General features: G+C 62.8%; 20 protein-coding genes and 2 pseudogenes. 14 read left to right on the top strand and 8 right to left on the bottom strand.

The features are described 5' to 3' along the window. Nucleotides 1–10 precede the first annotated feature (10 nt). From G7Y82_RS18670 to G7Y82_RS18660, 3 genes are all read left to right on the top strand, one after another. Complete coding sequence (locus tag G7Y82_RS18670) at nucleotides 11–1,198, top strand: acyl-CoA dehydrogenase family protein (protein WP_206370864.1); 1,188 nt, start codon at nucleotides 11–13, stop codon at nucleotides 1,196–1,198. Then, a complete protein-coding gene (locus G7Y82_RS18665; RefSeq protein ID WP_168149715.1) occupies nucleotides 1,170–2,093 on the top strand; it encodes an alpha/beta fold hydrolase in 924 nt (307 codons plus the stop codon). Before G7Y82_RS18670 ends, G7Y82_RS18665 begins: the two co-directional genes overlap by 29 nt. 311 nt (nucleotides 2,094–2,404) lie before the next feature. After that, nucleotides 2,405–3,751 carry an ISL3 family transposase gene (locus tag G7Y82_RS18660; protein ID WP_168149714.1) on the top strand — a complete coding sequence of 449 codons (1,347 nt, stop codon included), beginning with the start codon at nucleotides 2,405–2,407 and terminating at the stop codon, nucleotides 3,749–3,751. Between the two features lie 93 nt (nucleotides 3,752–3,844). Here the strand turns inward: G7Y82_RS18660 and G7Y82_RS18655 are convergent, their stop codons facing one another. Beyond that, a complete protein-coding gene (locus G7Y82_RS18655; RefSeq protein WP_168149655.1) occupies nucleotides 3,845–4,261 on the bottom strand; it encodes a MerR family DNA-binding protein in 417 nt (138 codons plus the stop codon). 40 nt (nucleotides 4,262–4,301) lie between these two features. Between G7Y82_RS18655 and G7Y82_RS18650 the strand changes: the two genes are divergently transcribed. The 10 genes from G7Y82_RS18650 to G7Y82_RS18605 all read left to right on the top strand — a co-directional run bounded on the left by G7Y82_RS18650 (nucleotide 4,302) and on the right by G7Y82_RS18605 (nucleotide 13,265). Next, nucleotides 4,302–4,658: a mercuric transporter MerT family protein gene (locus G7Y82_RS18650; protein WP_027485199.1), complete on the top strand. Its 357-nt coding sequence runs from the start codon at nucleotides 4,302–4,304 to the stop codon at nucleotides 4,656–4,658. Nucleotides 4,659–4,668: 10 nt separating this feature from the next. Further along, nucleotides 4,669–4,956 carry a heavy-metal-associated domain-containing protein gene (locus tag G7Y82_RS18645; protein ID WP_027485200.1) on the top strand — a complete coding sequence of 96 codons (288 nt, stop codon included), beginning with the start codon at nucleotides 4,669–4,671 and terminating at the stop codon, nucleotides 4,954–4,956. Further along, on the top strand, nucleotides 4,946–5,161 hold the full coding sequence (locus G7Y82_RS18640; RefSeq protein WP_027485201.1) for a GDCCVxC domain-containing (seleno)protein: 216 nt from the start codon (nucleotides 4,946–4,948) through the stop codon (nucleotides 5,159–5,161). The genes G7Y82_RS18645 and G7Y82_RS18640 overlap by 11 nt, the downstream gene beginning before the upstream one ends. A gap of 176 nt (nucleotides 5,162–5,337) precedes the next feature. Then, a complete protein-coding gene (locus tag G7Y82_RS18635) occupies nucleotides 5,338–5,661 on the top strand; it encodes a hypothetical protein (RefSeq protein WP_206370858.1) in 324 nt (107 codons plus the stop codon). A 212-nt stretch (nucleotides 5,662–5,873) separates the two neighbouring features. Then, on the top strand, nucleotides 5,874–7,052 hold the full coding sequence (locus tag G7Y82_RS18630) for a TolC family protein (RefSeq protein ID WP_168149713.1): 1,179 nt from the start codon (nucleotides 5,874–5,876) through the stop codon (nucleotides 7,050–7,052). Then, a complete protein-coding gene (locus tag G7Y82_RS18625) occupies nucleotides 7,049–8,146 on the top strand; it encodes an efflux RND transporter periplasmic adaptor subunit (RefSeq protein ID WP_168149653.1) in 1,098 nt (365 codons plus the stop codon). The genes G7Y82_RS18630 and G7Y82_RS18625 overlap by 4 nt, the downstream gene beginning before the upstream one ends. Then, complete coding sequence (locus G7Y82_RS18620; protein WP_168149652.1) at nucleotides 8,146–11,280, top strand: efflux RND transporter permease subunit; 3,135 nt, start codon at nucleotides 8,146–8,148, stop codon at nucleotides 11,278–11,280. Before G7Y82_RS18625 ends, G7Y82_RS18620 begins: the two co-directional genes overlap by 1 nt. After that, entirely contained in the window at nucleotides 11,277–11,606 is a 330-nt protein-coding gene (locus G7Y82_RS18615; protein WP_168149651.1) for a P-II family nitrogen regulator, read from the top strand. Before G7Y82_RS18620 ends, G7Y82_RS18615 begins: the two co-directional genes overlap by 4 nt. Before the next feature lie 133 nt (nucleotides 11,607–11,739). Next, nucleotides 11,740–12,360: a cation efflux transmembrane domain-containing protein gene (locus G7Y82_RS18610; RefSeq protein WP_027485206.1), complete on the top strand. Its 621-nt coding sequence runs from the start codon at nucleotides 11,740–11,742 to the stop codon at nucleotides 12,358–12,360. After that, the gene (locus tag G7Y82_RS18605) at nucleotides 12,360–13,265 is read left to right on the top strand and encodes a cation diffusion facilitator family transporter (protein WP_043795557.1); all 906 of its coding nucleotides are present in this window, start codon (nucleotides 12,360–12,362) and stop codon (nucleotides 13,263–13,265) included. The genes G7Y82_RS18610 and G7Y82_RS18605 overlap by 1 nt, the downstream gene beginning before the upstream one ends. Nucleotides 13,266–13,476: 211 nt before the next feature. Here the strand turns inward: G7Y82_RS18605 and G7Y82_RS18600 are convergent, their stop codons facing one another. The 4 genes from G7Y82_RS18600 to G7Y82_RS18585 are packed head-to-tail and all read right to left on the bottom strand — an operon-like array spanning nucleotide 13,477 to nucleotide 17,274. Beyond that, the gene (locus G7Y82_RS18600) at nucleotides 13,477–14,046 is read right to left on the bottom strand and encodes a phosphatase PAP2 family protein (RefSeq protein ID WP_027485207.1); all 570 of its coding nucleotides are present in this window, start codon (nucleotides 14,044–14,046) and stop codon (nucleotides 13,477–13,479) included. Continuing rightward, nucleotides 14,043–14,666, bottom strand: a complete 624-nt coding sequence (locus G7Y82_RS18595) for a cation efflux transmembrane domain-containing protein (protein ID WP_027485208.1) — start codon at nucleotides 14,664–14,666, stop codon at nucleotides 14,043–14,045. The genes G7Y82_RS18600 and G7Y82_RS18595 overlap by 4 nt, the downstream gene beginning before the upstream one ends. Nucleotides 14,667–14,678: 12 nt before the next feature. Continuing rightward, on the bottom strand, nucleotides 14,679–16,664 hold the full coding sequence (locus G7Y82_RS18590) for a cytochrome c/FTR1 family iron permease (protein WP_051357955.1): 1,986 nt from the start codon (nucleotides 16,662–16,664) through the stop codon (nucleotides 14,679–14,681). Nucleotides 16,665–16,707: 43 nt separating this feature from the next. Next, nucleotides 16,708–17,274 carry a cation efflux transmembrane domain-containing protein gene (locus G7Y82_RS18585; RefSeq protein ID WP_206370854.1) on the bottom strand — a complete coding sequence of 189 codons (567 nt, stop codon included), beginning with the start codon at nucleotides 17,272–17,274 and terminating at the stop codon, nucleotides 16,708–16,710. Between the two features lie 128 nt (nucleotides 17,275–17,402). Between G7Y82_RS18585 and G7Y82_RS18580 the strand changes: the two genes are divergently transcribed. After that, on the top strand, nucleotides 17,403–17,789 hold the full coding sequence (locus G7Y82_RS18580; RefSeq protein WP_027485211.1) for a MerR family transcriptional regulator: 387 nt from the start codon (nucleotides 17,403–17,405) through the stop codon (nucleotides 17,787–17,789). A gap of 18 nt (nucleotides 17,790–17,807) precedes the next feature. Here G7Y82_RS18580 and tnpC read toward each other — a convergent pair whose 3' ends face one another. The 3 genes and pseudogenes from tnpC to G7Y82_RS18565 all read right to left on the bottom strand — a co-directional run. After that, nucleotides 17,808–18,176 carry a Tn3 family transposase post-transcriptional regulator TnpC gene (gene tnpC, locus G7Y82_RS18575; RefSeq protein ID WP_068205447.1) on the bottom strand — a complete coding sequence of 123 codons (369 nt, stop codon included), beginning with the start codon at nucleotides 18,174–18,176 and terminating at the stop codon, nucleotides 17,808–17,810. Then, nucleotides 18,157–21,178, bottom strand: a pseudogene (locus G7Y82_RS18570) (Tn3 family transposase). The gene tnpC and the pseudogene G7Y82_RS18570 overlap by 20 nt, the downstream one beginning before the upstream one ends. Before the next feature lie 659 nt (nucleotides 21,179–21,837). Beyond that, a pseudogene (locus G7Y82_RS18565) lies at nucleotides 21,838–22,731 on the bottom strand (IS3 family transposase); the annotation flags it as partial. Between the last annotated feature and the right edge of the window lie 74 nt (nucleotides 22,732–22,805).

Here is a 22,805-nt window from a genome sequence, read left to right as displayed (position 1 = left end):
GGAGAAGATCATGATGAGCACTGCAACCGAAATCGGGTTCGACCAGGCCAGCGTCGCCGAGCGCATGCGCGATGTCCGCGAGGCCGCCCGCATCGTGAGCGAAGGCTTTTCCCGGGAATACATGCGCGAATGCATCGATAACCACCGCTTCCCGCAGGAGGCCTGGGAGGCGCTGGGCGAATACGGACTGCTTGGCATTACCATCCCCGAAGATCTGGGCGGCACGGGCGGCGGCCAGGTGGAACTGGTGGCGCTCATGGAAGCGCTGGCCGAGGCCGGATTGGTGCTGCCCATGCTGCTGCTCACCGGCTTTGCGCGGGTGCCGATCATCCGCCACGGCACGCCTGAGCAGTTCGAGCGTTTCGTCGAACCGACGATCAGCGGGGCCGAGAAATTGTGCTTCGCCATCACCGAGCCGGATGCCGGCACCAACAGCTTCGCGATGGCCTCACTGGCGACACGGGATGGCGACGGCTACCGACTGACCGGGCGCAAGGTATTCATTTCCGGCGCAGCGGACGCCGACCGTATGCTGGTCGTGGCCCGCACCCAGAAGGCCGGCGAGGTCGAGCGCCGCACCGAGGGTATGTCACTGTTCGTGGTGGATACCGATGCGCCCGGCGTGGAACTGCAGCCCCTGAATATCGACGTCGGTTGGCCGGAGCGGCAGTACCTGGTTTTCTTCGACGAGGTCGAGCTCGCCGCGGACCGCTTGATCGGCAAGCCGGGAGAGGGCCTGGCCGCCATGTTCGAGGCGCTGAACTCGGAACGCCTGCTCGTGACCGCCATGTCCGTGGGCCTGGGCAACTATGCGCTGAAAAAGGCCGTCGCCTACGCCAACGAACGCAAACCCTTCGGCGTCCCCATCGGCAGCTACCAAGCCCTGCAGCACCGGCTGGCCGAGGCCAAGGCCGAACTGGAGGCCGCACGGCTGATGATGATCCAGGCTGCCGCGACCTTCGACGCCGGCGGCAACGCCGGCGCCCACGCCAACATGGCGAAATTGCTGGGCTCGCGTGCCGCGGTCAAAGCCGTCGAGGCCGCGCTGCAGACCCACGGCGGCTACGGCTTCGACAGGGACTACGACATCATCACGCTATGGCCCTCGGCCCGGCTGATGGAGGTCGCACCCATCAACAACGAAATGCTGCTCAACTACATCGGTGAACATGTCCTCGGCCTGCCCAAGTCCTACTGAGACGCGCGACGTGATCGAGCGCGACGGCTTCACCGCCCCGGACGGCCGGGACATCGTGCAGTGGCGGTGGCCGCAATCGGACGGACGCCCTACTCTGCACTGGGCGCACGCGACAGGTTTCCATGGTCGACTGTACCGGCCGCTGCTCGACGAGCTGGCGGGCGATTGCAACGTGCTGGCCTGGGACATGCGCGGCCACGGGGCCAGCGCCGAGGCCGCGGATATCGCGAAGTTCCGTGGCTGGGAAACCTACTACCAGGATCTTACCGCCTGGTTGGAGGGCCTGGATGCGCCGGTCTGGCTGGCCGGCCATTCCATCGGTGCCACCACCAGCATCATGGCCGCGGCCCGACAGCCGGACAAGGTCCACGGGCTGCTACTGGCGGAGCCCGCGATCATGGATCGCTGGCAGGGCTGGCAGTTGTGGCTGGCCAAGCTGCTTCGCCGGTCGCACCGGTTCTCACTGGCCGCCGGCGCGGCACGCCGGCGCAGGGTATTCGACTCGCATGCCGCGGCGCTTGCCAACTTTCGTGGCCGCGGTGGCTTCAAGACCTGGCCCGAGGCATGGCTTGAAGCCTATGTCCAGCACGGCCTCGTGCAGCGTGGCGATCACGTTCGCTTGGCCTGTGCGCCCGAGTGGGAGAGCACCACCTTCGCCCATACCGAACACAACCCCTGGCCCGGCATCCGTCGGTTGCAGTGTCCGGTGATCGCGTTGGCCGCGGAACGCGCTTCAACGTTCTCGCCAAGGGCACGCCAGCGCCTGCACGCCTTACTGCCCTGCGCCGAAGTGAACGCCCTCCCCGGAACCACCCATTTCCTGCCTATGGAGCGACCCGACACGGTCCGCGAGGCCCTACGTCAGGCTATGGTACCCACGTACCACCCGAAGTGATGACCACCTGGGGGCTATGCACGCCGCGAGCTCGGTTGGAGAACCCAAGTTGGCGGCCACATAAGCCGCCACACCTGGGTCAGGTGTCTCGATAGCGCATTGCAATCAGGCAGCCGAGCGGCAAGAGAGGCGGAATGATGCTCCGAATTAGCGCCCCCATATCGGCTTAGCCTGCAGTTTCAGGTTGTCACCCGTCGCCCCTTGATACGTTCTGGTGGCAGTGAGCCAAGCACTATGCCGGTGAGCGTAGTCTGATCGACGTTATAGATGTGTGCGAACGAGCTGAGATACGGTCCTAAGGAGCCAGAATGATTCAGGACTTCTTGAACCTGCGGCCGCTCCGGGCCTTGGAAATCGATGACTTGGGCGATCATTACCGAGTGCTAGCAGATGGGCAGGCCGAGCCGCCCTGCTGCCCACAATGTCAACATGACGGCATGCAAGGGCACGGGCGCCAAACACAAAAATTCATCGACACACCGATGCATGGCAAGCGTGTCCTGATCGAGATCCAGCGGCGCCGCTATCGGTGCAAGCGCTGCGGGAAAACCACATTCAGTGGATTGCTCAATGTGGATTCGAAGCGTCAAGCGACCTCCCGCCTGATCGCTTACATCGAGCAACATTGCTTGCGCCGCACCTTCGCTGAGATTGCCCGCGATGTCGGCGTGGACGAGCGCACGATCCGGCACATCTTCGACGATTATGTCGAACGGCTCTCACGGGAAGTGAAATTCGAAACGCCCGATGTGCTTGGAATAGACGAACTAAAGATCATCGGCCAGTACCGGGCGATGATCACTAACGTCACCGAACTCGCCCTGTTCGATATGCTGCCGACGCGCAAGAAGGCGGATCTGCTCGCGTATTTTCAGCAGCTCCCGGATAAACATCGGGTGCGGGTCGTCACGATGGATCTGTGGAATGTATATAGACAGGTGATTGATGCGCAGCTACCGGGTCGATTGATCGTTGCTGATCGCTGGCATGTCGTTCGGATGGCAAACGATGCCGTGGAGAAGGTTCGCAAGCTCATCCGCAAGGGCTTGGATACGCGGACTCGCCTCAAGCTAAAGGATGACCGTTTTCTGCTGTTGGCGCGTAAGCGGGATCTTGACGAAGCTCAATGTGAGCTTCTCGATCGCTGGTTTGCACAGTTCCCAGCATTGGGGGCGGCCTATGAGGCGAAAGAGACGTTCCATCGCCTATACGAGCATGATTGTCGCCGGGAAGCTGAAAGAGCGGCCCAGGCGTGGTTAAACGGCATACCTGAGTTGGTGGCGCCTCAGTTCAAAGAGACTGCTACCGCCCTTCGCAATTGGTGGGAACCGGTATTCAATTACTACGAGCATCCCATCTCGAATGGCTATACTGAGTCCATCAACCGCCTCGCGAAGGACATGAATCGAATGGGCCGAGGTTATAGCTTCGATGTGATCCGTGCCCGGTTGGTATACGACGAGAAGGCCCGCCGCCCGAACCGCAAGCCCCTACGACAACGCGCCCGGTCGACCCCTGCGCTACCGGATACCTCCGCGACCGATTACCTGACATTCACTCGTGCTGCTGCTTCCACGACGACAGAGAGCCGGACAATCGAGTACGGCCCCCATATTCCTACCCTCTGTGGGCTTCTGGAAGCAGGTTACTTCGAATAGACGTTCCGAGAACCCACATCCTCGGGACCTGCCGTGACTTGGCACAAACCACGGAAATCCACAAACGTGAGAACGAACGAGTTACAGCGCGGCTTACCCCAGTCCACAGTAGATTCCGGATACCCAAAAATTCAAGGTCGGGCAATGCTCCCCACGCGGCGCATGCGCGCAGTCGTCGGCGAGCTGCATAAGTTCCGTTTCCAGCCGCTTCAGATCCTCCAGCTTGCGGCGCACATCGAGGAGTTTGTGTTCGGTCATTCGACGCGTCTGCTCGCAGGCTCGTTTGCCCTTGAGGTGGAGAAGTCCGGCAATCTCGTCCAGCGTGAAACCCATGGTCTTGGCGCGTCGAATGAACTGAAGACGCGCCAGATCCTGGTGTTCATAGCGACGCACACCGCCCAACGGGCGCTCGGGCTCACGCAGCAGGCCCACCCGCTGGTAGTAGCGCACGGTCTCGATGTGGACGTCGGCGGCCAGGGCCAGCCGGCCGATGGTGAGGGCGGAAGTCATGCTTGACTCCGTAGTTGGGTACGGAAGTTAGTATGCGCTCATGAATACGTTACCAGCCAAATCGTCGCTACCCGCCGTGATCGTCGCGCTGCTCGCGGCGATCGGGGCATCCGTGTGTTGCGTGGTACCGCTGGTGCTGGTGTTGCTGGGCATCAGCGGGGCGTGGATCGCCTATCTCACGGCGCTCGATCCCTGGCGTCCATGGTTCATCGCGGCCACTTTGCTTAGCCTTGGTCTCGCGTTCTGGACGCTGTATGGGCCATGGTCGCGTTGCCGCACCGAGGGCACCTGCGTCGAGCCGACGGTCTTGCGGCGGCGGCGGTTTTGGCTGTGGACAGCCACCGTGCTGACCGTGCCGTTGTTGCTGTTTCCCTATTTCATTGGCTGGTTTTTGTAGGAGACGAACGATGCGTCAGTGGCTATTCGTAATGGTCGCCATCTTGGGGCTGGGCATGGCTCATGCGGCAACACCCACCACGGCCGTGCTGCATGCGGCGAACATGACGTGCCCGAGCTGCAGTGTGACGATCAAGAAAGCCTTGAGCCGCATAGCGGGTGTCACGAGCTCGAAGGTCGATCTCAAGGCCGAGACTGTCACTGTGACGTTCGATGCCGATCGCACGACGGAGTCGACACTGGCGCGCACGGTTACCGAGGCGGGTTTTCCGGCTACGGCGCAAAACCATGGCGGTTGAGCCCATCCTGCAGAGCACGCTGACGTGCCCGCATTGCGACCATCAGGCCACCGAGACCATGCCGACCGACGCCTGCCAGTTCTTCTACGACTGTGAGGGCTGCGGCGAATTGCTCCGGCCCAAGGCGGGCGACTGCTGCGTGTTCTGCTCGTACGGCAGCGTGCCGTGTCCGCCGATCCAGCAACAGAAGTCGTGCTGCGGGTAGACCATCCTTCATAGGGGTCAAACGGTGCCGGTAGGGGGTTGTCTGAATTCATCACGACCGGCGCCCAAGTGAAATTGTCTAACAGCGTGGCTGTCGTATAGAATCATGGGATGTATCGGTCTGCGCCATCACTGCTGACTCGCCTGCGCCGCCACCGCGGATTGTGGGTGTTGGCCGTGGCCGTGTTGCTGATCAAACTGGTCAGCGGATCGATCTGCGTGGCCGATGGACCGGGAGCGCGATTCGCGTCGGCGACCGCTGCTGCCCCGACCACCCTGTTGGCGGACACCGCCGTCAGTTCGGTATCGGCTGACGATGCGAACTCCTGTCTTCTGGGTGAAGGGCGCAGTTGCCACTGTGCCTGTGCCCATTCGGTGACGTTCCCCGTCAGCGCATCGCTTCCCATCGCCATGATGGAAGCACGCTTCGCACCGCTCACCCTCCATTCGGGATTCACGCCGGCCACGACCGGCCCGCTGCTGCGCCCTCCGATCGCCTGAAACCGCTCCGTTACGCGACGCCACCGCCGGTGCAGTTCGTCGCTTCGTGACCGTTTTCAGGAGATCGCTTCATGTCTGTTTTTCGTTCGGTGCCGATCGGCGCCGTGTGTCTGTTGTACGCGGCCATGCTCAGTGCCGCCCCCGTAACTCATCCGTCCTCACCGGTAGCTCCCCTGCCGACAGCATTGGCGTCATCACCGTTGCAGGCGGCGGTGCGTCGTATCTGGCAAACCAGCCCCGAGGTGCAGGCCGCGCGGGCCGATCTTGACGCGGCCCAAGCCCGTGCACGTGCCGCCGCGCAGCCGCTGTACAACCCCTCTCTGTCACTCGATGCGGAGAACGCCGACGTCAATCGGCGTACGGCTGGCATCAGTCTGCCGCTGGATCTGTCCGGTAAGCGTCGTGCCCGGGCCAGTCAGGGCGAGGCCGACCTGCGCGCCGCCGAGGCGGCCTATAACCTAGTGCGGCGTGACGTCGCCGCCCGCTGGCTGAAGGCGTGGTCGACGGCCGCACTCGCCGTCCGACAGAGTGAGCTGGGCCAGCGTCGTCTGGCGTTGATGCAGCGCTTCGATGACCTGGCCGCGCAGCGACTGAAGGTCGGCGACATCAGCAGCCCCGAGCGCGATTTGGCCGGCCTGGCCTTGGGCGAGTCGCAGGTGCAACAAGCCACGCTCGCGAGCAACGAAGCGGCGGCCCGTGCCGAGTTGCTGGCCATCAGTGGCGATCAGCTGACCGCGCTGCCACCGTTGCCAGCCGGCATGCCACCAGTGGTGGGCAGCGTCACGCCGTTGCCTGTCGATGAGCTGCCCGAACTGCGACAGTCCCGTGCCCAGCAAGCCAGCGCCGAGGCAGGCGTGCAAGTCGCCCGTCGCGCCCGCATCCCCGATCCCACGCTGAGCCTGACCGGTGGACAGGTGCGCAGCGGACCGCGCACCGATCAGGTGATTGGCCTGAGCGTATCCATTCCCTTGCCGGTGCTCAACACCGGTCGTGCGGAAGTGGAGGCCGCCCGTGCGGAAGCCGATGCGGCCGCCGCCGGCGTGCGCTCGCGCCAGTTTGTCCTGCGTGCGGGGTTGCAGGAAGTGCAAGCGCGCTATGCCGCCTTGCGCAACGCCGCCGAGGCGTTCCGCGGCGGTCGCGCCGCCGCGTTCGAGGATCGCACGGCATTGCTGGAGAAGCTCTGGCGCGCTGGCGAAATCAGCACCTCCGATTACCTCGTACAGCTCAAGCAGAGCCTGGACACTGCGTTGTCCGGCCAGGAACTGGAAAGCCAGACCTGGCAGACCTGGTTCGACTACCTCACCGCTGCGGGCCGTCTCACTGACTGGCTCGATGGCCGCACTCAGGGCGGCCCTACTCAGGACAGCCTTAATCAGGATATCCCCCGATGAATCTCTCTCTTCTGAAACGCAGCCTGCTGGGCGTGGTGCTGCTGGCGGCACTGGCCGGCCCCGTCATGGCGCAGGAACCGGCACCCGCTAATCCGCTCGCGCTGGATGCCAAGGCGATCAAGGACGCTGGCATTGTCCTCGACAAGGCCGCCCCGCGTGCCTTGACCGATGAACTGAAAGCCCCCGGCGAAGTGAAAGCCGATGCGTATTCCACCGTACTGGTGTCGCCGCGCGTGGAATCGCAGGTGCTGGCTCGCAAGGCCAAGCTTGGCGACGTGGTGAATGCCGGCGCGCCGCTGGTGGTGCTTTCCAGCGTGCAGGTGGCCGAGACACAGGGTGCGTTGATCGTGGCCGAACAGGACTGGCAACGGATCGCCTCGCTCGGGCCACAGGCGGTTTCGGCACGGCGCTACAACGAAGCGAAAGTGCAGCGCGATCAGGCGCGCGCTAAGCTGCGCGCCTACGGGCTGTCCGACGACCAGATCGGCGGCTTGCTGCGCAAGGGGTCGGCCGGTGCGGATGGCAGCTTCGAGTTGCTCGCGCCGGCCGCCGGTCGCGTCACCACCGACGAGTTTCTGGTCGGTGAGCGGGTGGAGCCCGGCCGCACCTTGTTCACCTTGGTCAAGGAAGATTCGGTCTGGGTCGTGGCGCAAATGACACCGGCCGACGCCGAACGGGTCAAGCCCGATGCCCAGGCCCGCATCCTCGTGCACGACACCGCGATCCCCGGCAAGGTCGTGCAGCGCTCGCATCAGACCGATGAGCGCACGCGCACGGTGCCGGTGCGCATCGAGGTCGACAATCGCAAGGATCTGTTGCATCCGGGTGAATTGGTCGAGGCGCGCATCGCCGCCGGCAGCGTGGTGCAAAAGCTGGCGGTGCCCGCCGAAGCGATCGTGCTGCTGCAGAACCAGCCGACCGTGTTTATCGCCAAGGGCAAGGGCGAGTTCGAGCCGGCCCCCGTGATGGTCGGCGACACGCGTGATGGCTGGACCGTAGTCACCCTGGGCCTCAAGGCCGGCGACACCTATGTGCGGAGGGGAGCCTTCGCCCTGAAGGCACGCTTGTTGCGCTCGCAGCTGGGAGAAGAATGATGCTGGAACGTCTGGTTGAATTCTCCCTGCGTTACAAGGTGCTGGTGCTGATCCTTTTCGTGGTGATCGGCTTTCTCGGCTTCCAGGCGGTGCGTCAGCTGCCCATCGACGCGTTTCCCGACGTCACGCCGGTGCAGGTCAACGTCTACACCGAAGCCTCGGGGCTGGCGGCGGAGGATGTCGAGCAACTGCTCACCACCCCGGTGGAGTCGGCACTCGCCGGTTTGCCCAAGGTGGAACAGATTCGCTCGGTGAGCCTGTTCGGTTTGTCGTATGTGTCGGTCTATTTCGACGACAGCATGGACATCTACTTCGCCCGTCAGCTGGTCAATGAACGGTTGCAACAGGTCGGCGATCGCCTGCCGGCGGGTTATGGCAAGCCCGAAATGGGACCGAACACCTCCGGTCTCGGCCAGGTGTTCTGGTACACCGTCGAACGCGCCGACGACCAGCTCAAGGGTGCCACCGCCGGTACGGCGCCGAACGACATGGACCTGCGCACGCTGCAGGACTGGACCATCCGTCTGATCCTGCGCACCGCTCCCGGCGTCGATGACGTCACCTCCTGGGGTGGGCAGGAGAAGCAGTTCCAGGTGCGCATCGATCCGATGAAGCTGATCGCGCACAAGCTCGGGTTCAAGCAGGTGATCGAGGCGCTGCAGGCGAACAACGCGCAGGTCGGCGGCAACTTCGTCGACGTCGGGCGCGAACAGTATCTGGTGCGTGGACTGGGGCTGATCCAGAACGCGAAGGATCTGGGCAACATCGTGCTCAAGACCGAAGACGGCACGCCGGTCTACGTGCGTGACGTCGCCACGATCACCGAAGCAGGTGCGCCCCGCACCGGTGCCGTGACCCGCGATGGCAAGGAAGTGGTGATGGGCCAAGCGCTGGCGCGCATTGGCGAGAACGCCAAGAGCGTGGTCGATGCGGTCAAGGCCAAGCTCGACACGGTCAAGCAGGCGCTGCCACCCGGCGTCGTGGTCAAGCCGGTGTACGAGCGTACCGAGCTGGTCAACGCCGCCGTGGAGACCGCGGTGCGGGCGTTGATCGAGGGCTCGATCCTGGTGGCACTGGTACTGTTCCTGTTCCTGGGCGAGTTTCGCAGCGCGCTGGTGGTGGTGGTGGCGTTGCCGTTGGCGATGCTGATTGCCTTCATCTGCATGAATCAGGTGGGGCTGTCGGCCAATCTGATGTCGCTGGCGGGCCTGGCGATCGGTATCGGCATGATGGTGGATGGCGCCGTGGTGATGGTGGAAAACGCCTACCGCATCATGGCCGAGCGCAAGGCGCATGGCGGCCCGGTCGATCGCACGTCCGCGGTGCTGGCCGCGGCGCGCGAGGTGGCCAATCCAATGGCGTTCGCGATCCTGATCATCATCGTGGTGTTCCTGCCGCTGTTCAGCCTGCAAGGGCTGGAAGGCAAGATGTTCAAGCCGATGGCGTTCAATATCAGCTTCGCGATGGCCGGCTCGCTGATTCTCGCCTTGACGTTGATACCGGTGCTCGCCGCGCTGGTGTTGAAGCCGAAGGAAGAGAAGGACACCTGGCTGGTGGCATTCCTGAAACGCCACTACGCCACGGTGCTCGCCTGGGCGCTGGCGCGCCGCAAGCTAGTGCTGGGCATCGCCGCCGGAGCCTTGGTCGGCAGCCTCGCGCTGTTCCCGTTCCTCGGCAAGGAGTTCATGCCTAACCTGAAGGAAGGCGCCATCATGTGGCGCATTACCTCGATTCCCTCGGCGTCGCTGGATGAGTCGATCAATATCTCCAAACAGGTGTCGGCGCTGATCAAGCAGAAATTCCCGGAGGTGGACACCACTCTGGCGATGATCGGGCGCGCTGAAAAGGGCGAGACCGCCGACGTGAACTACATGGAGGTATACACGCCGCTGAAGCCGAAGGATCAATGGCGCAAAGGCGAAACGCTGGACAGCATCGAGGAGGCGATGCAGAAGGAATTGTCGGCGGCCTTGCCCACTGCCGTGGTGAGCTATACCCAACCCATCCAGATGCGCATCGAGGAATTGATCTCCGGCGTGCGTGCCACCCTGGCCCTGAAGATCTACGGCGAGGACCTGGGCGAGCTGGACCGGCTCAGCAGCCGCATTAAGGACGCGCTGGCCGGGGTGCCTGGTGTAGCAGACCTGGCGTTGGAGGCAAACATCGGCAAGCCACAAATTCGCATCAAGGTGGATCGCGACGCGCTGGCCCGCTACGGCCTCAACGCCGACGACGTGCTGACCGTGGTGAAGAACGGCATCGGCGGCGAGCCCGTGACCACGCAGCTCGATGGCGTGAAACGCTTCGACATCACAGTCCGGCTGGACGATGCCGACAAGGCATCCTTGCCGGCGATCCAGCGCATCCCGATCCGCACCGCCAGTGGCGCACTGGTACAGCTGTCGCAGGTGGCCGAGGTCAGTGACGCCGAGGGTTACTCGTTCATCCGTCGTGAGCAGTTGCAACGCTACGCCGTGATCCAGATGGACGTGCGTGGTCGCGACATCGACGGCTTCGTCAAGGAGGCGAATGCCGCGATCTTCAAAAAGGTGCATCTGCCCACCGGCTACTACAGCGAATGGGGTGGCGCATTCGAGAACCAGCAGCGGGCCTTGAAACGGTTGTCGCTAATCGTGCCGGCGACAATCTTCTTCATCTTCGTGCTGCTCTACACCGCGTTCAACTCGGTGAAGTACGCCGCGCTGATCCTGGCCAACGTACCGTTCGCCACCATCGGCGGCATCGTCGGACTGGCCATCACCGGGCAATACCTGTCGGTGCCCTCGGCGATCGGCTTTATCGCGGTGTTCGGCGTGGCGATGTTGAACGGCATCGTGCTGGTGAGCTTCCTGAACGAGCAACGCGAGAAAGGGCTTTCGGTTCGGGAGGCGGTGGTTCGCGGCACGGCGTTGCGCATGCGACCGGTGATGATGACCGCCAGCGTCGCGATCCTGGGCCTGGTTCCGATGCTGCTCTCCAGCGGTGTGGGTGCGGAGACCCAGCGACCGCTCGCCACCGTGGTAGTGGGCGGCCTGATTACCTCGACCCTGCTGACGCTGGTACTGCTGCCGGTGCTCTATGACTGGATCGAAGAACGCGCCGCGCGGCGCCTGGCCAAGGAGACCACCCCATGAAAGAAGTAAAGGCATTCATCCACCGCGGCCGCGTCGTCGACGTCATTCACGCCCTGGAGGACGCTGGGTTCGGCTACCTGTCCGTCAGTGACGTCAAGGGCTTGTTGACGGCGCTCAGTGCGCAAGAACAGGTCTATTCGATGGAACTGGGCGAACGCGTAACCCGACAGATCAAGCTGGAGGTGTTCTGCGAAGACGACCAGGTGGATCGAGCCGTACAACTGATTCGCCTGCACGGACGCACCGGCCAGAGTGTTGCGGGCTGGGTCTACCAGAGCACGGTGGATCGGGCGTGGCCGATCGACGGGCGTGTGGATAACGACTAATCGGGGCAGCGGGAGTACTCACGTCGCTGCATCGGTGTCATTTCATAACACGGCGGCGGCCGCGTAGAGTGGTCGCCGCCATGAGGGATTCCAATACCTGAAGCATGCATCCAATCCATCGGGTTACCGGCTCATGTCTGATACGTGTTGTGCCACCACCATCGATATTGCCGCGTTGCAGGCGCGGCAGCGTCGGGTGTTGATGATCGTTCTGGCGATCAACCTCGCTACTTTCACGATGATGCTGGCCGCGGCGATCTACAGCGGTTCGTCGTCGCTGCTGTCCGGCGGGTTGGACAATCTTGGGGATGCGCTCACCTACCTCTTGAGCCTTGCGGTTGTTGGTGCCAGTGACCGCGCGAAGGCCCGGGTGGCGCTGTTCAAGGGCGCACTGATTCTTGGTGCGGCGCTTGCAGTCGCCATCCAGATTGGCTGGCGTCTCCTGCATCCTGGCGTGCCGATCTTCGAGGCGATCGGTATCGCCGCCTTGCTGAACCTGGTCGCCAATGCCGCATGCCTGCGCCTGCTGCTGCCTTACCGCAAAGGCGACGTCAACATGGCCTCGGCCTGGGAATGCTCGCGCAATGACGTGTTCGAAGGTGTCGCCGTGCTGGCAGCGGCCGCCGGCGTCGGCTTCTTCGGCGCCGGCTGGCCCGATCTGCTGGTTGCGTCGGCGTTGTTGTTGATGTTTCTGCGCTCGGCATGGCGGGTGTTCCGCATGGCGTGGCGAAGCTACGTGAGTGGAGACAACTGATGAATGCCGGGCACGATCATGTGGGTACGGAGATCAGGCACGAGACGCCGCTGTGGTGGGCACTCGGCCTGACCAGTATGTTTCTTGTCGCCGAGATCATCGGCGGTCTGCTTACCAACAGCTTGGCCTTGTTGTCGGACGCGGCACACATGGCGACCGATGTGATCGCGCTGACGATCTCGCTGACCGCCGTGCGCCTGGCACGACGTCCCCCCGATGCGAAACGCACCTATGGTTACGCGCGCATGGAAGCCATCGGCGCACTCGTCAATGGTGGCTTGCTGTTCCTCGTCGCCGGCTACATCTTGTGGGAGGCGGTGCGGCGTTTCAGCGAACCGCCGTCGGTGGCCTCCACCGGCATGCTGGTGATCGCGGTGCTCGGGCTGGTGATCAACCTCATCTCGATGCGATTGCTCAAGGCCGGCAGCGGTGAAAACCTCAACGTGAAAGGCGCCTATCTGGAAGTTTGGGCCGACATGATCGGTTCGGTCGGCGTAATCATCGGCGCGTTGATCATCAAGTTCACCGGCTTTTACATTGCCGATCCAATCATCGCCGTGTTGATTGGTCTGTGGGTGCTGCCGCGGACATGGACATTGCTGCGAGAGGCCGGGAATGTCCTGATGGAGGGGACGCCTCGTGGCGTCGATACTGAACGGGTCCGCGCCGAAATGCTGGCCACTCCGGGCGTGGCTGCGCTGCACGATGTGCACGTATGGGCGCTCAGCAGCACGCGTTCGGCGATGGCGGCGCATGTGATCATGGATGGCGACGCATCAGACGCAGAAGCGCTGCGGCTCCGGCTGGCGCAGATGCTGGAGGCGCGCTTTGACATCCATCACGTGACGCTGCAGGTCGAAACAACGTCGTGCGGGCTGGGGTGCGAGGAGCCGCAAAAGGTTTGACCTCACACAGTCGCTTTGCCAAACCGCGAGCCCGGTGCCGCTTCCACGCGATGACTCCCCGTCGGCGTGGCGTGGCTGCGGCGGGAACCGTCGTCCTGTCTCAAGCCTGCGCACGTCATTGTGCGTGCGATGCCGATGAACCTGGGCGATCGCGTGCGCCGCTGGCGACGCTGGCCACGGTGGAAGGCCGACAGTATGCGCGGCTACGTGGTCACCGCCGTTGGACGGCGTGGGGCTGGCTCGCAACCCCAGCCCAGCCACTCAGCATGGCCAGCCCACCTATCGCGAGGGCTCCCAGCATATCGCCGGGATAATGCACGCCCAGGTAGATGCGTGCCCATGCCATGAGCAGACCAAGCAGTGCGATCCCGATGCCCCAAACTCGGCTGCGTTGATTCAGCAACAGTATGCCGGCGACGACCCACTGCACGGTCAGGTGGTCGCTGGGAAAGCTGCCGGTCGCCGCATGGGAGACCCATGCTTGGCCGACACCGGCCACGAAGGGGCGCGCTCGATCCCAGACAGCGCCGATGACCAGATTCAGGAGTAGTGCCACGGCAGCGACACCCACCGCTTTCAGGGCGATCGAGCGCATCGACCACCGAGGAAACATCAGCATCGTCCCAAGGAGAGCAGCGGTCAGGATCAACGGCCCATCGGCCAGACCGCGCGCCAGATGCAGCATCGCGGGCGACGGCGGTGTAGACGGATGGATGGCGTGGAACAGTCGAAGGTCAACGGCATACACCACCGGGCCAAGCCCCAATGCCGGAGCGGTCATGGTTTGACGATCGATTCGCTGGCGGCAACCCGCGCTTCCTTCGCTTCGCGCAGAATGCCCAGCGCCTCCTTCAGTACATAGCAGGCGATGGCCGTACCGATCACCAGATCAGGCACCGCGCTGTGCCATAGAAGCACCAGCACACCGGAGACGATGACCGCCAAGTTCGCGAGGACATCGACCCGGGTAAATAGCCAAGTCGCTCGCAAATGCACCTCACCATGACGAAAGCGTTCCAGCAAGCGCAGCACCGTGGTGTTGACGACGAGAGCCACCAAGGCGATGCCCGTCATCCATAAGCCCTCGGGGTGGCTTCCCATCACAAGGCGCCACACGACACCGAGCAAGACGCCTAGCCCCAGCACCAAAAGCAGTGTTCCGCTCAGTTGTGCCGCCGAGGCCTTGAAGCTCGCGCTGCGCGCCCACGCCAGCAGGGCGATGCCGTAGGCACTCGCATCGGCCAGCATATCCAGCGAGTCGGCGATCAATCCCATCGACTGGGCGATCAGCCCCGCGACGATGCCGACCACGAACATCGTGGCATTGAGCCCCAAGGCGACGCGCAGAATTCGGCGTTCCGCTTCATTGGTCGCTTGCACGTGGCAGCCGCAGTCGCTCATGTCTTGTCGCCTTCAGTCTGCATCGGGGAGCACTTCCCGAGTCGTTGGAGGTGACGGGAGTCGTTGACGGCCACGACGGATATTGAACACGAATCCGACAGCCAGCAGCACCAAAATCGCCAACTGGGCCAACAAGGATTGCCAGGTCGGATAGATGCCCAGCAATTCGATATGCGGCACTGGCGCCACGCTCACCGCGACCCAGCCGGCCTCCTGCAGGGCGGCGATACCTTTGCCAGTCAGCACGATGGCGAGCACGGCGATCAGCGCCGAACTGGCGGAGAAGAATGTGCCGATCGGCAGCCGCCGGCTGGTGCGCAGCAGCACCCAGGCGATTAGCCCCAGCACCGCGGCACCGGCGGCGATGCCGCTGAGCAGCCACACTTCCTGGCCGTCGTTCCACAACGCAGCGTAGAACAGGATGCTCTCGAACACCTCGCGGTACACCGAGATGAAGGCCAGTCCGAACAGGAACCACGCCGAACGTCGGTTGAGCGCGGCCGCCATCTTTTCCTTTAGATACGCCTGCCAGCGACCACCGATGCTCTTCTGGTGCATCCACAGACCGACCCCGAGCAACACGAACGCCGCAAACAGCGACGACAGTCCCTCGGTCAATTCACGACCGGCACCGCTGATGGAGATCGCATAGCTGGCGATCGCCCAGGTGATGCCACCGGCCACGAGCGCAAGGATCCAGCCCGCATGCACGTAGCGCAGCGCTTCGGGTCGCGCGGCCTTGCGTAGAAAAGCGAGCAGTGCGACCACGACCAGCAGGGCTTCCAGACCCTCGCGAACCAGGATGGTGAAGGCACCCAAGAAGATGGCGGCCGCATCGCTCGCCGCATCGGCGGTGACTTCCTGTGCGCGTACCAACAGACCATCAATGGCATCGGCCTGTTTCACCACCGACTCCACGGGAGTGTTACCCGACAATGCGCTGCGATAGGCACCCATCGACGTTTCGAGCTGGGCGCGCAGCGCGCTGTCACGTGCATTGAGTTGCGGTTCGACCGGTTCCACGCCATCGAGGTAGGCGGATAGCGCCAGCTGGGTGGCTTGCGTCTTCGCACCAGCACGGTAAGCCGTCAGGCTCGCCGCCAGTCGCGCCCGTGCCAGGGGGATGCCGGCCAAGGCCTGCTGCTGGATGACGTCAGGGTGAGCTCGCAAGTAACCCACGATCGTCCGAGCACGCTCTGCACCAAGAGTAGGTGTCAGCTGCGCAACACGCGCACGCGACAGCTCCTTCAGATCCGCGATCTGCGCTCGCGCGGCAGTGTCGTGTTGCCAGGTATCGGCACCGGCGACCGCTTCCTTGGCGTAAGCCAGCGAACCCACGTAGTACGCCAGCGCCCAGCGGTCATCGGAAGAGAGTTGCTGCGCGTAGCTCGCCATCGGCGTGCCTGCCACGCCCTGGCTGATCACCTCATACAACGACAGCGCGCTGCGTTGATCGGCCCGCGTCTGATCGGTGAAGTTCACCGGTCGGGGCGATAGCAGCAGGCCAGCGGGCCCGTCACCGTGTCCGGTGGCGCCATGACAAGCGGCGCACTGGTTTTGATAGAGCGTTGCCCCGCGCGCCAGATCGGGAGCGCGTTCCGGTGCGGTCGGCACCGGGTACGCCTGCAGCAACGCATCGGCCAGTGCATGCGCCTGCGTCGCCACCTGCGCGGGTGTCGCCTTGGCCTCGACCGAGGCCACCAACGTATCGGCTTGTTGCAATAGTGCCGGTGTGGCGACGGTCGGTGGCAACGCGGCGATACGCGATCGCGCTGTCGCCGTGAACTCCCGCATCTCGGCGTACTCGGACGTGCTGATCACAGCGCCATCCTTCACCGCGCCCGCGTAATCGGTCGCCAGGTAGTCGAGCATCTGCCAGGTCTGCGGGACGGCGGAAGGGATGTCCTCGGCCTGTGCCGGCAGCGCGCCTATGCCCCACACCAGAAGGGCGGCCACGGCGACGTGGTGCAAGATATTGCGAATGCGTGTCGTTATCATTGTTGAAGTATAGCCAGAGAGGGATTCGGTGGCAGCATGGCGTTCACTGGACGTGCGAGGGGTGCAAACGAAACTGCGGCCACGCGGATCTCAGGACCTCGACACCGGTTCGCGCGAAAAGCAACGCCAGCAAGGCGCCAAAAGCCAGATCGAGCCATGTCCAGCCGCTCCAGGCCATGAGTGCCGTGGTCAGCAAAACGCCGGCATTGCCGATGACGTCATTGCGCGAGCACAGCCAGACCGAGCGCATGTTGATGTCGTGCGAACGAAATCGGGTCAGCAACGCGAGGCAGGTGAGATTGGCGATGAGCGCGACACCGGCGGCGATCGCCATCACACCTGTCAAGGGCTCGGCACCCGTCACCAGCTTGCGGCCGACTTCGGCGATCACGATCCCCGCGAACAGCAGCTGGATGCCGCCTTTCACCAGAGCGGACCCCGCCCGCCACCGCAGGGCCTGTCCCACGGCCCAGAGACTGAGCGCATACACCAACGCATCGCCGAGACTGTCCAGGGAGTCTCCCTGCAGCGCGGTCGAATCAGCCCAAAGCCCCGCGCCGAATTCGCCCACGAAGATCGCCACGTTGATGAATAAGACCGTCCATAACACGCGACGCTGGGCCGCAGAGCGAGCCAACGCTTGACCGGTTGATTCACAGTCGCAACATGCCATCACTTGAACTCTTATGCGGTGTGCGGCGTAGACTAAAGTCCGTAGCTACTACGGAGTCAACCACCGTGCGCATTAGCGATCTGGCGAAAGCCACCGGCTGTCATCTGGAAACCGTACGCTACTACGAGCGCATCGGGTTGCTGCCGCCGCCGGAGCGGTCGACTGCGGGATACCGCAACTATCGCGATAGCGACGTCGAGCGTTTGCAGTTCATTGTGCGCAGCCGCGCGCTGGGTTTTAGCCTCGAAGAAATCCGTAGCCTACTCACGCTTGCCTCACGCACGGAACTGTCGTGCAAGCAGGTCGATGGCGTGGCACGAACGCATCTGGCACAGGTGGAAGCCAAGCAGCGCGAATTGGCGGCGCTGGCCGCCGAGCTGCGGGGCATGATCGAAACGTGCCATCACGACACGCGAGCAACCTGCACCATCTTGCAATCGCTGGCAGGGTAGATGGTCTGCATTCCTCCATTAGCCATCGTCAGGGGTCAGCGTCAGAAGTGGCCGTATCCGTTGTCGGATGGTCAGGAGCAAGGCGCTCATGCTCTCCAGCTCGGCCTCAATGTCTGCCGCCAACTCGGTGATGGTTTCATCGACGCTCGTCGCGGATAAGGCTCCCCCGTTGATCAGGGTGTGCGCCATCCCATGCAACCGGAGAAGATCGGCGCGTAATTCGTCCGGATCGACCAGGACCGCGCGAACGGTGTCGAGATCATCGACCGCACGCAACAGGTGAGTCGTATCAAAGGTCGCGCGCAATTTTTGAAGTCCTATGACGTCGACACCCCCGCGGGGCGACGCGGCGTCGATCCGCCCCGTGCTATTCGATCGCTGGGTCATTCGCTTGCTCCGTTGCTAGGGTCGTCGCCCGCGCGGCTTTGGCGGCATCCTTGAACAGGCGGTCACGAATCCACGGTTCGGGCGGTCGCTTCAAGTCAAGGCGATAGTCACCAAACCGTTTGACGCCGCCGGTCAGATAGGGTGAGAAAAAGGCCACGTCGTGTCCCGACACCGCGAGACCTTCATCAGCAAGCTTTTGAAGGGCGCGCATCATGTCCACGGTGTTCTGCAAGATCACGGCCGAGGCGATCAGATCGTTATACCGAAGACGCTTCTGTTGCTCGTCTGGATCGTTCTCGGCGATCACGTCGCCGCCGAACGAAAAGAACTTCGCGAAGCCGTTGTACGACTCGATCTTATTGGTCTCGGCCGTGACCTCTTGGCGCAAGGGCAAACTACCGATCCAGTTCAACAAAAAAGACGGTGCGGTGGGCGCGCCCGAGCTCCTGCGCCGCCAGAAAAAGGCGGTTGCGTTGGCTGCTCGCACCGAGCCGGCGCAGAAGCATCGGGGAGGCGATCCTGCCCGCCTGGATCGAGATAGCAATCTGCAGGAGATCCTTCCAGTGGGTCTCGATCAACGTCCAGTCGATTGCGCCATGAAAGAGCGAGTCGATGTGCTTGTAGTGGGTCTGCTTGTCGGCACGGAAGAAATCGAGATCCTTCCAGTTGCGTATCCGCGGCAACAGATTGATACCGAGCAGGTACGTGAACGCAAACACGGTGGCCGACTGGCCCTGCGTGTCCGAGTACACGGTGTCGGGTTCGACCGACAGCTTGGCTTGCATCAGGCCTTCGATGACGTAGACGGCCTCCCAGATACCCGGCGGGATAAAGTGCCGAAAGGTCGCGATGTAGTTATTCGCGACATGACGATAGGCCACCGCACCCATCTTGCGGTACCGAAAGTGATAGCCCGCCAACAAGTTCTGATCGTAGAAGTCATATTGCGTGCCATCGGCCGCGACGCTCTTGCCGTCACCCCAGAGCCGCGGAAGATCGAGGCGCAGATAGAGCTCAGCCAGTTCGCGAGTGGCGGCTTCGAGCTTTTCGACGGTGACGTGCCGGCGGTTGACCCGCGAAATCATATGCGGGCTGACCTCGCCGACGAAATGGCGCGCGGCTTGGTTGGGCCCCAGGTTGCACCCCATAGCGAAGACCGTTTGCAGATAACGCTCGGTGGCCTGTTTGATCTTCGGCTCGTGCCCCGATATCGGGCCAAAATGCCGCGTGAAGTGCGTCCAGTGCTCGATGTTGGCCAGAATATCCAGGAGGTTCCGCGTGGGGAGTTCACGGCCGAGTGCACTCTGCAGGGCAATCACCGACGCCGGGATATCCCGCGCCTGGACGCGACGCAGCACCGGCTCGCCATCGGCACCGATCGCCACATCTCCCTTGAGTTCGGGAAACGCGGCGTCGATGCGTGCCGCCGTGTCGGTCAACCGTTGTTTCAGCTCGCTGACGCATGCCGCCGCTGAGGGTGGAATATCGACCTTGGCGCAAAAATCGGCGAGGCGCGCTTCGCACTCCGCCCATGGCAGCAAGTGCTCTCGGACGTCGGCGAAGGCCTCCGATCCCACCACACAGGTATCACCGGATTTGAGCTCGCTGGCCAGGTGCGAGAAAACACACATTTCGAGGTAGCGACGATTGACGGACGGGCCATCGTCAGAGCGCATGATGAGCTTGCGCCACCGTTCCGAGCAAAATTGCAGATTCACCGCGTCGGAAACCCATTCGGCTTTGCGACCTTCGTTGGCCAGCACGATGGCCAACGCTTCCATGAGCGATTGGTTCTGCGTCGACGAGACGAAATCAAGCGTGCGCGCAAGCCGCATCAACACTGCACGATGACTGCTGAAGAAACGCCAGAGCAATGGCAGGTGATTGCTACCGCCCGATAGACGAATCGCCGCACAGTCTTCGCGTAACCCCTCCAAATTGCCGTCCGGCGTCAGCAGTGCGCGGATGCGACGTCCGGCAGCAGGGTCTTCCTTTTCCTCCGCGAGGATCGCCAGGACATCGTCCAGTTTCGCGACGAGCTGTTCGGCCATCGCACGTTGGTGCATCTGAATCGCGGTGAGTTCTTCCTTGGCGCGTTTGTGCAGCGTACTCACGCGGCGAATGAACATTTCCGCGAGATCGTCGCGTGCGCGAACCCGCATGCGGTGAATCAGTGCGAGCATCAGGGCGTATCGCCGGCTAGGTACTGTGCGTTTGAGGTCATCCGCATCGAGCAAAGCGGCTTGGTGGGCGAGGTGCCGGATCTTGTTCACGGGGGCATCGCGGAGTGAATCATCCACGTCGCCCAGTGTCTTCAGCCACGCCAACTGATCGAGAACGGCTTCGAGGTGCTTTTTGGTCGCCCGCTTGGGGATGGCCTTGATCGCCTGGAAAGCCGACTGCCGCTGGGCGAAGTCGGTGGCCAACAGACTGTCCAAAAAATCCCGACGTTCGGTCGTCAGACCCGCGCTGACGCTGTCATACAGGCGCTCTTGCGCAGTCACGGCCGCGGCTTCGGCGATCCTGTCCAGCGTGGAGAACGCCGGCAGCTCGTACCGGCGATAGATCAGCTCTTCGATCGTTGCATTGATGACGTCAACACGCTGGTCCATGACTTCGGACGCTTCATACGCTGCACGCACGGCAATGCGTTGTGCTTCCTTGCCGTAGTAGCGTTGGATGTCGAGATAGGTACGGACGGCCGCGAAATGCCGATAGAGGGTCTTGGAGCCCCGATAGTCAGCCGCCGTGGCTGGCTTCAGGTTCAACACCGTCCGAATGTGGCCGATGATCTCAGCCGGCACGCTCTCCAAGGCAGGAAAGTAATGCAACTGCTGAAACGTCTTGAGCAGCACGATCAAGCCCAAGCGGCCCGCATCGCTACGAGCAAAGCCCGAAGCCCATTCCACTTCGTCCGCATCGGGGGTGTAATACCGGAGCAGGTCGCGTGTCGTGATCACACGAGGAAACCGCGGGTACGCGGTGCGCTCAAGATTCGCCATGGCCACCATCCGAGAGAGAGGGCGGCTTTGAGCTTAACGAACGATGGTGACCAAGACCAACCGCGAACACGATTTTGTTGCAGTGTCACACAGTTGCAGCACGCTATGACCCAATTTTACCCGTATCCGGGCACGACCCCTATGGCACGCCGTCGAGGTGTACCAAGCTCGAATCATGATCGAAGAAGCAACCGCCCAGTTCAGCGAAACGCTGAAGGCAGCGACACCAATACCTAGGCACACACCTGCACAACCAGTGAAGCCGCACGCAGCGACGCCGCGCATGCGAACGATCACGACGAACGTAGGGCCAAAGTCGATCAACGAGTGCAAAGCAATAACAGGCGGCGTGATCAATGAAGAATTCGTCCGATGCAGGAGCGCGCACACCGAGACCCGCACGGTCTACGAATAGCAGCAGGCACAACGAAAAAGCCCCGGACTTCCGGGGCTTTCTTTTGTGAGGGACGATCAGCTGCCCGGCATGACACTCGGCACGGTGGGCTGCGCGGCTGCGACCGTGGATCCACTGTCGTCGGTCAAAGTGGGATCGAACCACCCGTTTTTGATGTAGAACCGGCATTGCTTGTACGTGATGCCAGTAATGATCGTGCCTTGCTGCGTGTTGCAAAGTGGACCGGCCAGAGTTTCGTAGCCACTCAAGAGCCGTGTAGCGCGTAGCGCCGCTCAAACTCTACCGGTGAAAGATCGCCAGCGGAACCATGCCGCCGGACCGGGTTGTAAAACATCTCGATGTAATCGAACACGTCCGACGCGGCGGCTTGCCGGGTTGGATAGATTCGCCGCTTGATCCGCTCCTTCTTCAGCGCACTGAAGAAGCTCTCTGCGACGGCGTTGTCGTGGCAGTTTCCGCGGCGGCTCATGCTCGGCACCATCCGGTGTTCCTTCAGGAACGACTGCCAGTCGTCGCTGGTGAACTGACACCCTTGATCGGAGTGCACGAGCACGCCCGGGCCTGGCTTTCGCTTCCAGACTGCGGCCAGCAGCGCCTGCAAAACCAAATCGCGCGTCATCGTCGCTTGCGTTGCCCAGCCGACGATCTGGCGCGAGTACAGATCCATGATCGCCGCCAGGAACAGCCAGCCCTCGTAGGTGCGGATGTACGTGATGTCCGTGACCCAGAACTTGTTCGGCGCTTCCGGTGCAAAGTCGCGATTCAGCACATTCTCCACGACGCCAACAGGCCCGCCGCGATGGCGCGGCTTGCTGCCGTAGCCGATCTGCGCGCGCAGGCCTTCGAGTTTCATCAGGCGTCGCACGCGATGACGGCTGCAGCGCTCGCCGGCTTCGCGCAGATCCAGCGTGATCTTGCGATAGCCGTATACCGCGCCGCTGGCCAGCCAGTGATGCTTGATCAGGCCGAGCAGGCGTTGATCGTCACGATCGCGCTCGCTCGGCCCACAGCGCAGCCAGGTGTAGTAGCCGCTGCGCTGCACGCCCAGCACGCGGCACATGGCGCTCAAGCGAAATTCCCCAATATGCACGCGCATGAACGCGTACTTCGCCCTTACCCCTTGGCAAAGTACGCGGCGGTGGGTTCAACCGGTCGTTGCAACACATTGGTTGAAATGCTCTGCGGGTGAAAGATAGCGCAGTGTCTTCCTCG

It is taken from the genome of Solimonas marina (assembly GCF_012241385.1).
GTDB classification, from domain to species: Bacteria; Pseudomonadota; Gammaproteobacteria; order Nevskiales; family Nevskiaceae; genus Solimonas; species Solimonas marina.
Note: the sequence above shows the minus strand (reverse complement) of the source record. Positions and strands in the feature narration are given on the sequence as shown.

Coding starts and splice junctions, on each gene's coding strand:
- G7Y82_RS18670 (WP_206370864.1), top strand. CDS start 11: ATGATGAGCACTGCAACCGAAATCGGGTTCGACCAGGCCAGCGTCGCC.
- G7Y82_RS18665 (WP_168149715.1), top strand. CDS start 1,170: ATGTCCTCGGCCTGCCCAAGTCCTACTGAGACGCGCGACGTGATCGAG.
- G7Y82_RS18655 (WP_168149655.1), bottom strand. CDS start 4,261: ATGACTTCCGCCCTCACCATCGGCCGGCTGGCCCTGGCCGCCGACGTC.
- G7Y82_RS18650 (WP_027485199.1), top strand. CDS start 4,302: ATGAATACGTTACCAGCCAAATCGTCGCTACCCGCCGTGATCGTCGCG.
- G7Y82_RS18645 (WP_027485200.1), top strand. CDS start 4,669: ATGCGTCAGTGGCTATTCGTAATGGTCGCCATCTTGGGGCTGGGCATG.
- G7Y82_RS18640 (WP_027485201.1), top strand. CDS start 4,946: ATGGCGGTTGAGCCCATCCTGCAGAGCACGCTGACGTGCCCGCATTGC.
- G7Y82_RS18625 (WP_168149653.1), top strand. CDS start 7,049: ATGAATCTCTCTCTTCTGAAACGCAGCCTGCTGGGCGTGGTGCTGCTG.
- G7Y82_RS18620 (WP_168149652.1), top strand. CDS start 8,146: ATGCTGGAACGTCTGGTTGAATTCTCCCTGCGTTACAAGGTGCTGGTG.
- G7Y82_RS18615 (WP_168149651.1), top strand. CDS start 11,277: ATGAAAGAAGTAAAGGCATTCATCCACCGCGGCCGCGTCGTCGACGTC.
- G7Y82_RS18610 (WP_027485206.1), top strand. CDS start 11,740: ATGTCTGATACGTGTTGTGCCACCACCATCGATATTGCCGCGTTGCAG.
- G7Y82_RS18605 (WP_043795557.1), top strand. CDS start 12,360: ATGAATGCCGGGCACGATCATGTGGGTACGGAGATCAGGCACGAGACG.
- G7Y82_RS18600 (WP_027485207.1), bottom strand. CDS start 14,046: ATGACCGCTCCGGCATTGGGGCTTGGCCCGGTGGTGTATGCCGTTGAC.
- G7Y82_RS18595 (WP_027485208.1), bottom strand. CDS start 14,666: ATGAGCGACTGCGGCTGCCACGTGCAAGCGACCAATGAAGCGGAACGC.
- G7Y82_RS18590 (WP_051357955.1), bottom strand. CDS start 16,664: ATGATAACGACACGCATTCGCAATATCTTGCACCACGTCGCCGTGGCC.
- tnpC (WP_068205447.1), bottom strand. CDS start 18,176: ATGACCCAGCGATCGAATAGCACGGGGCGGATCGACGCCGCGTCGCCC.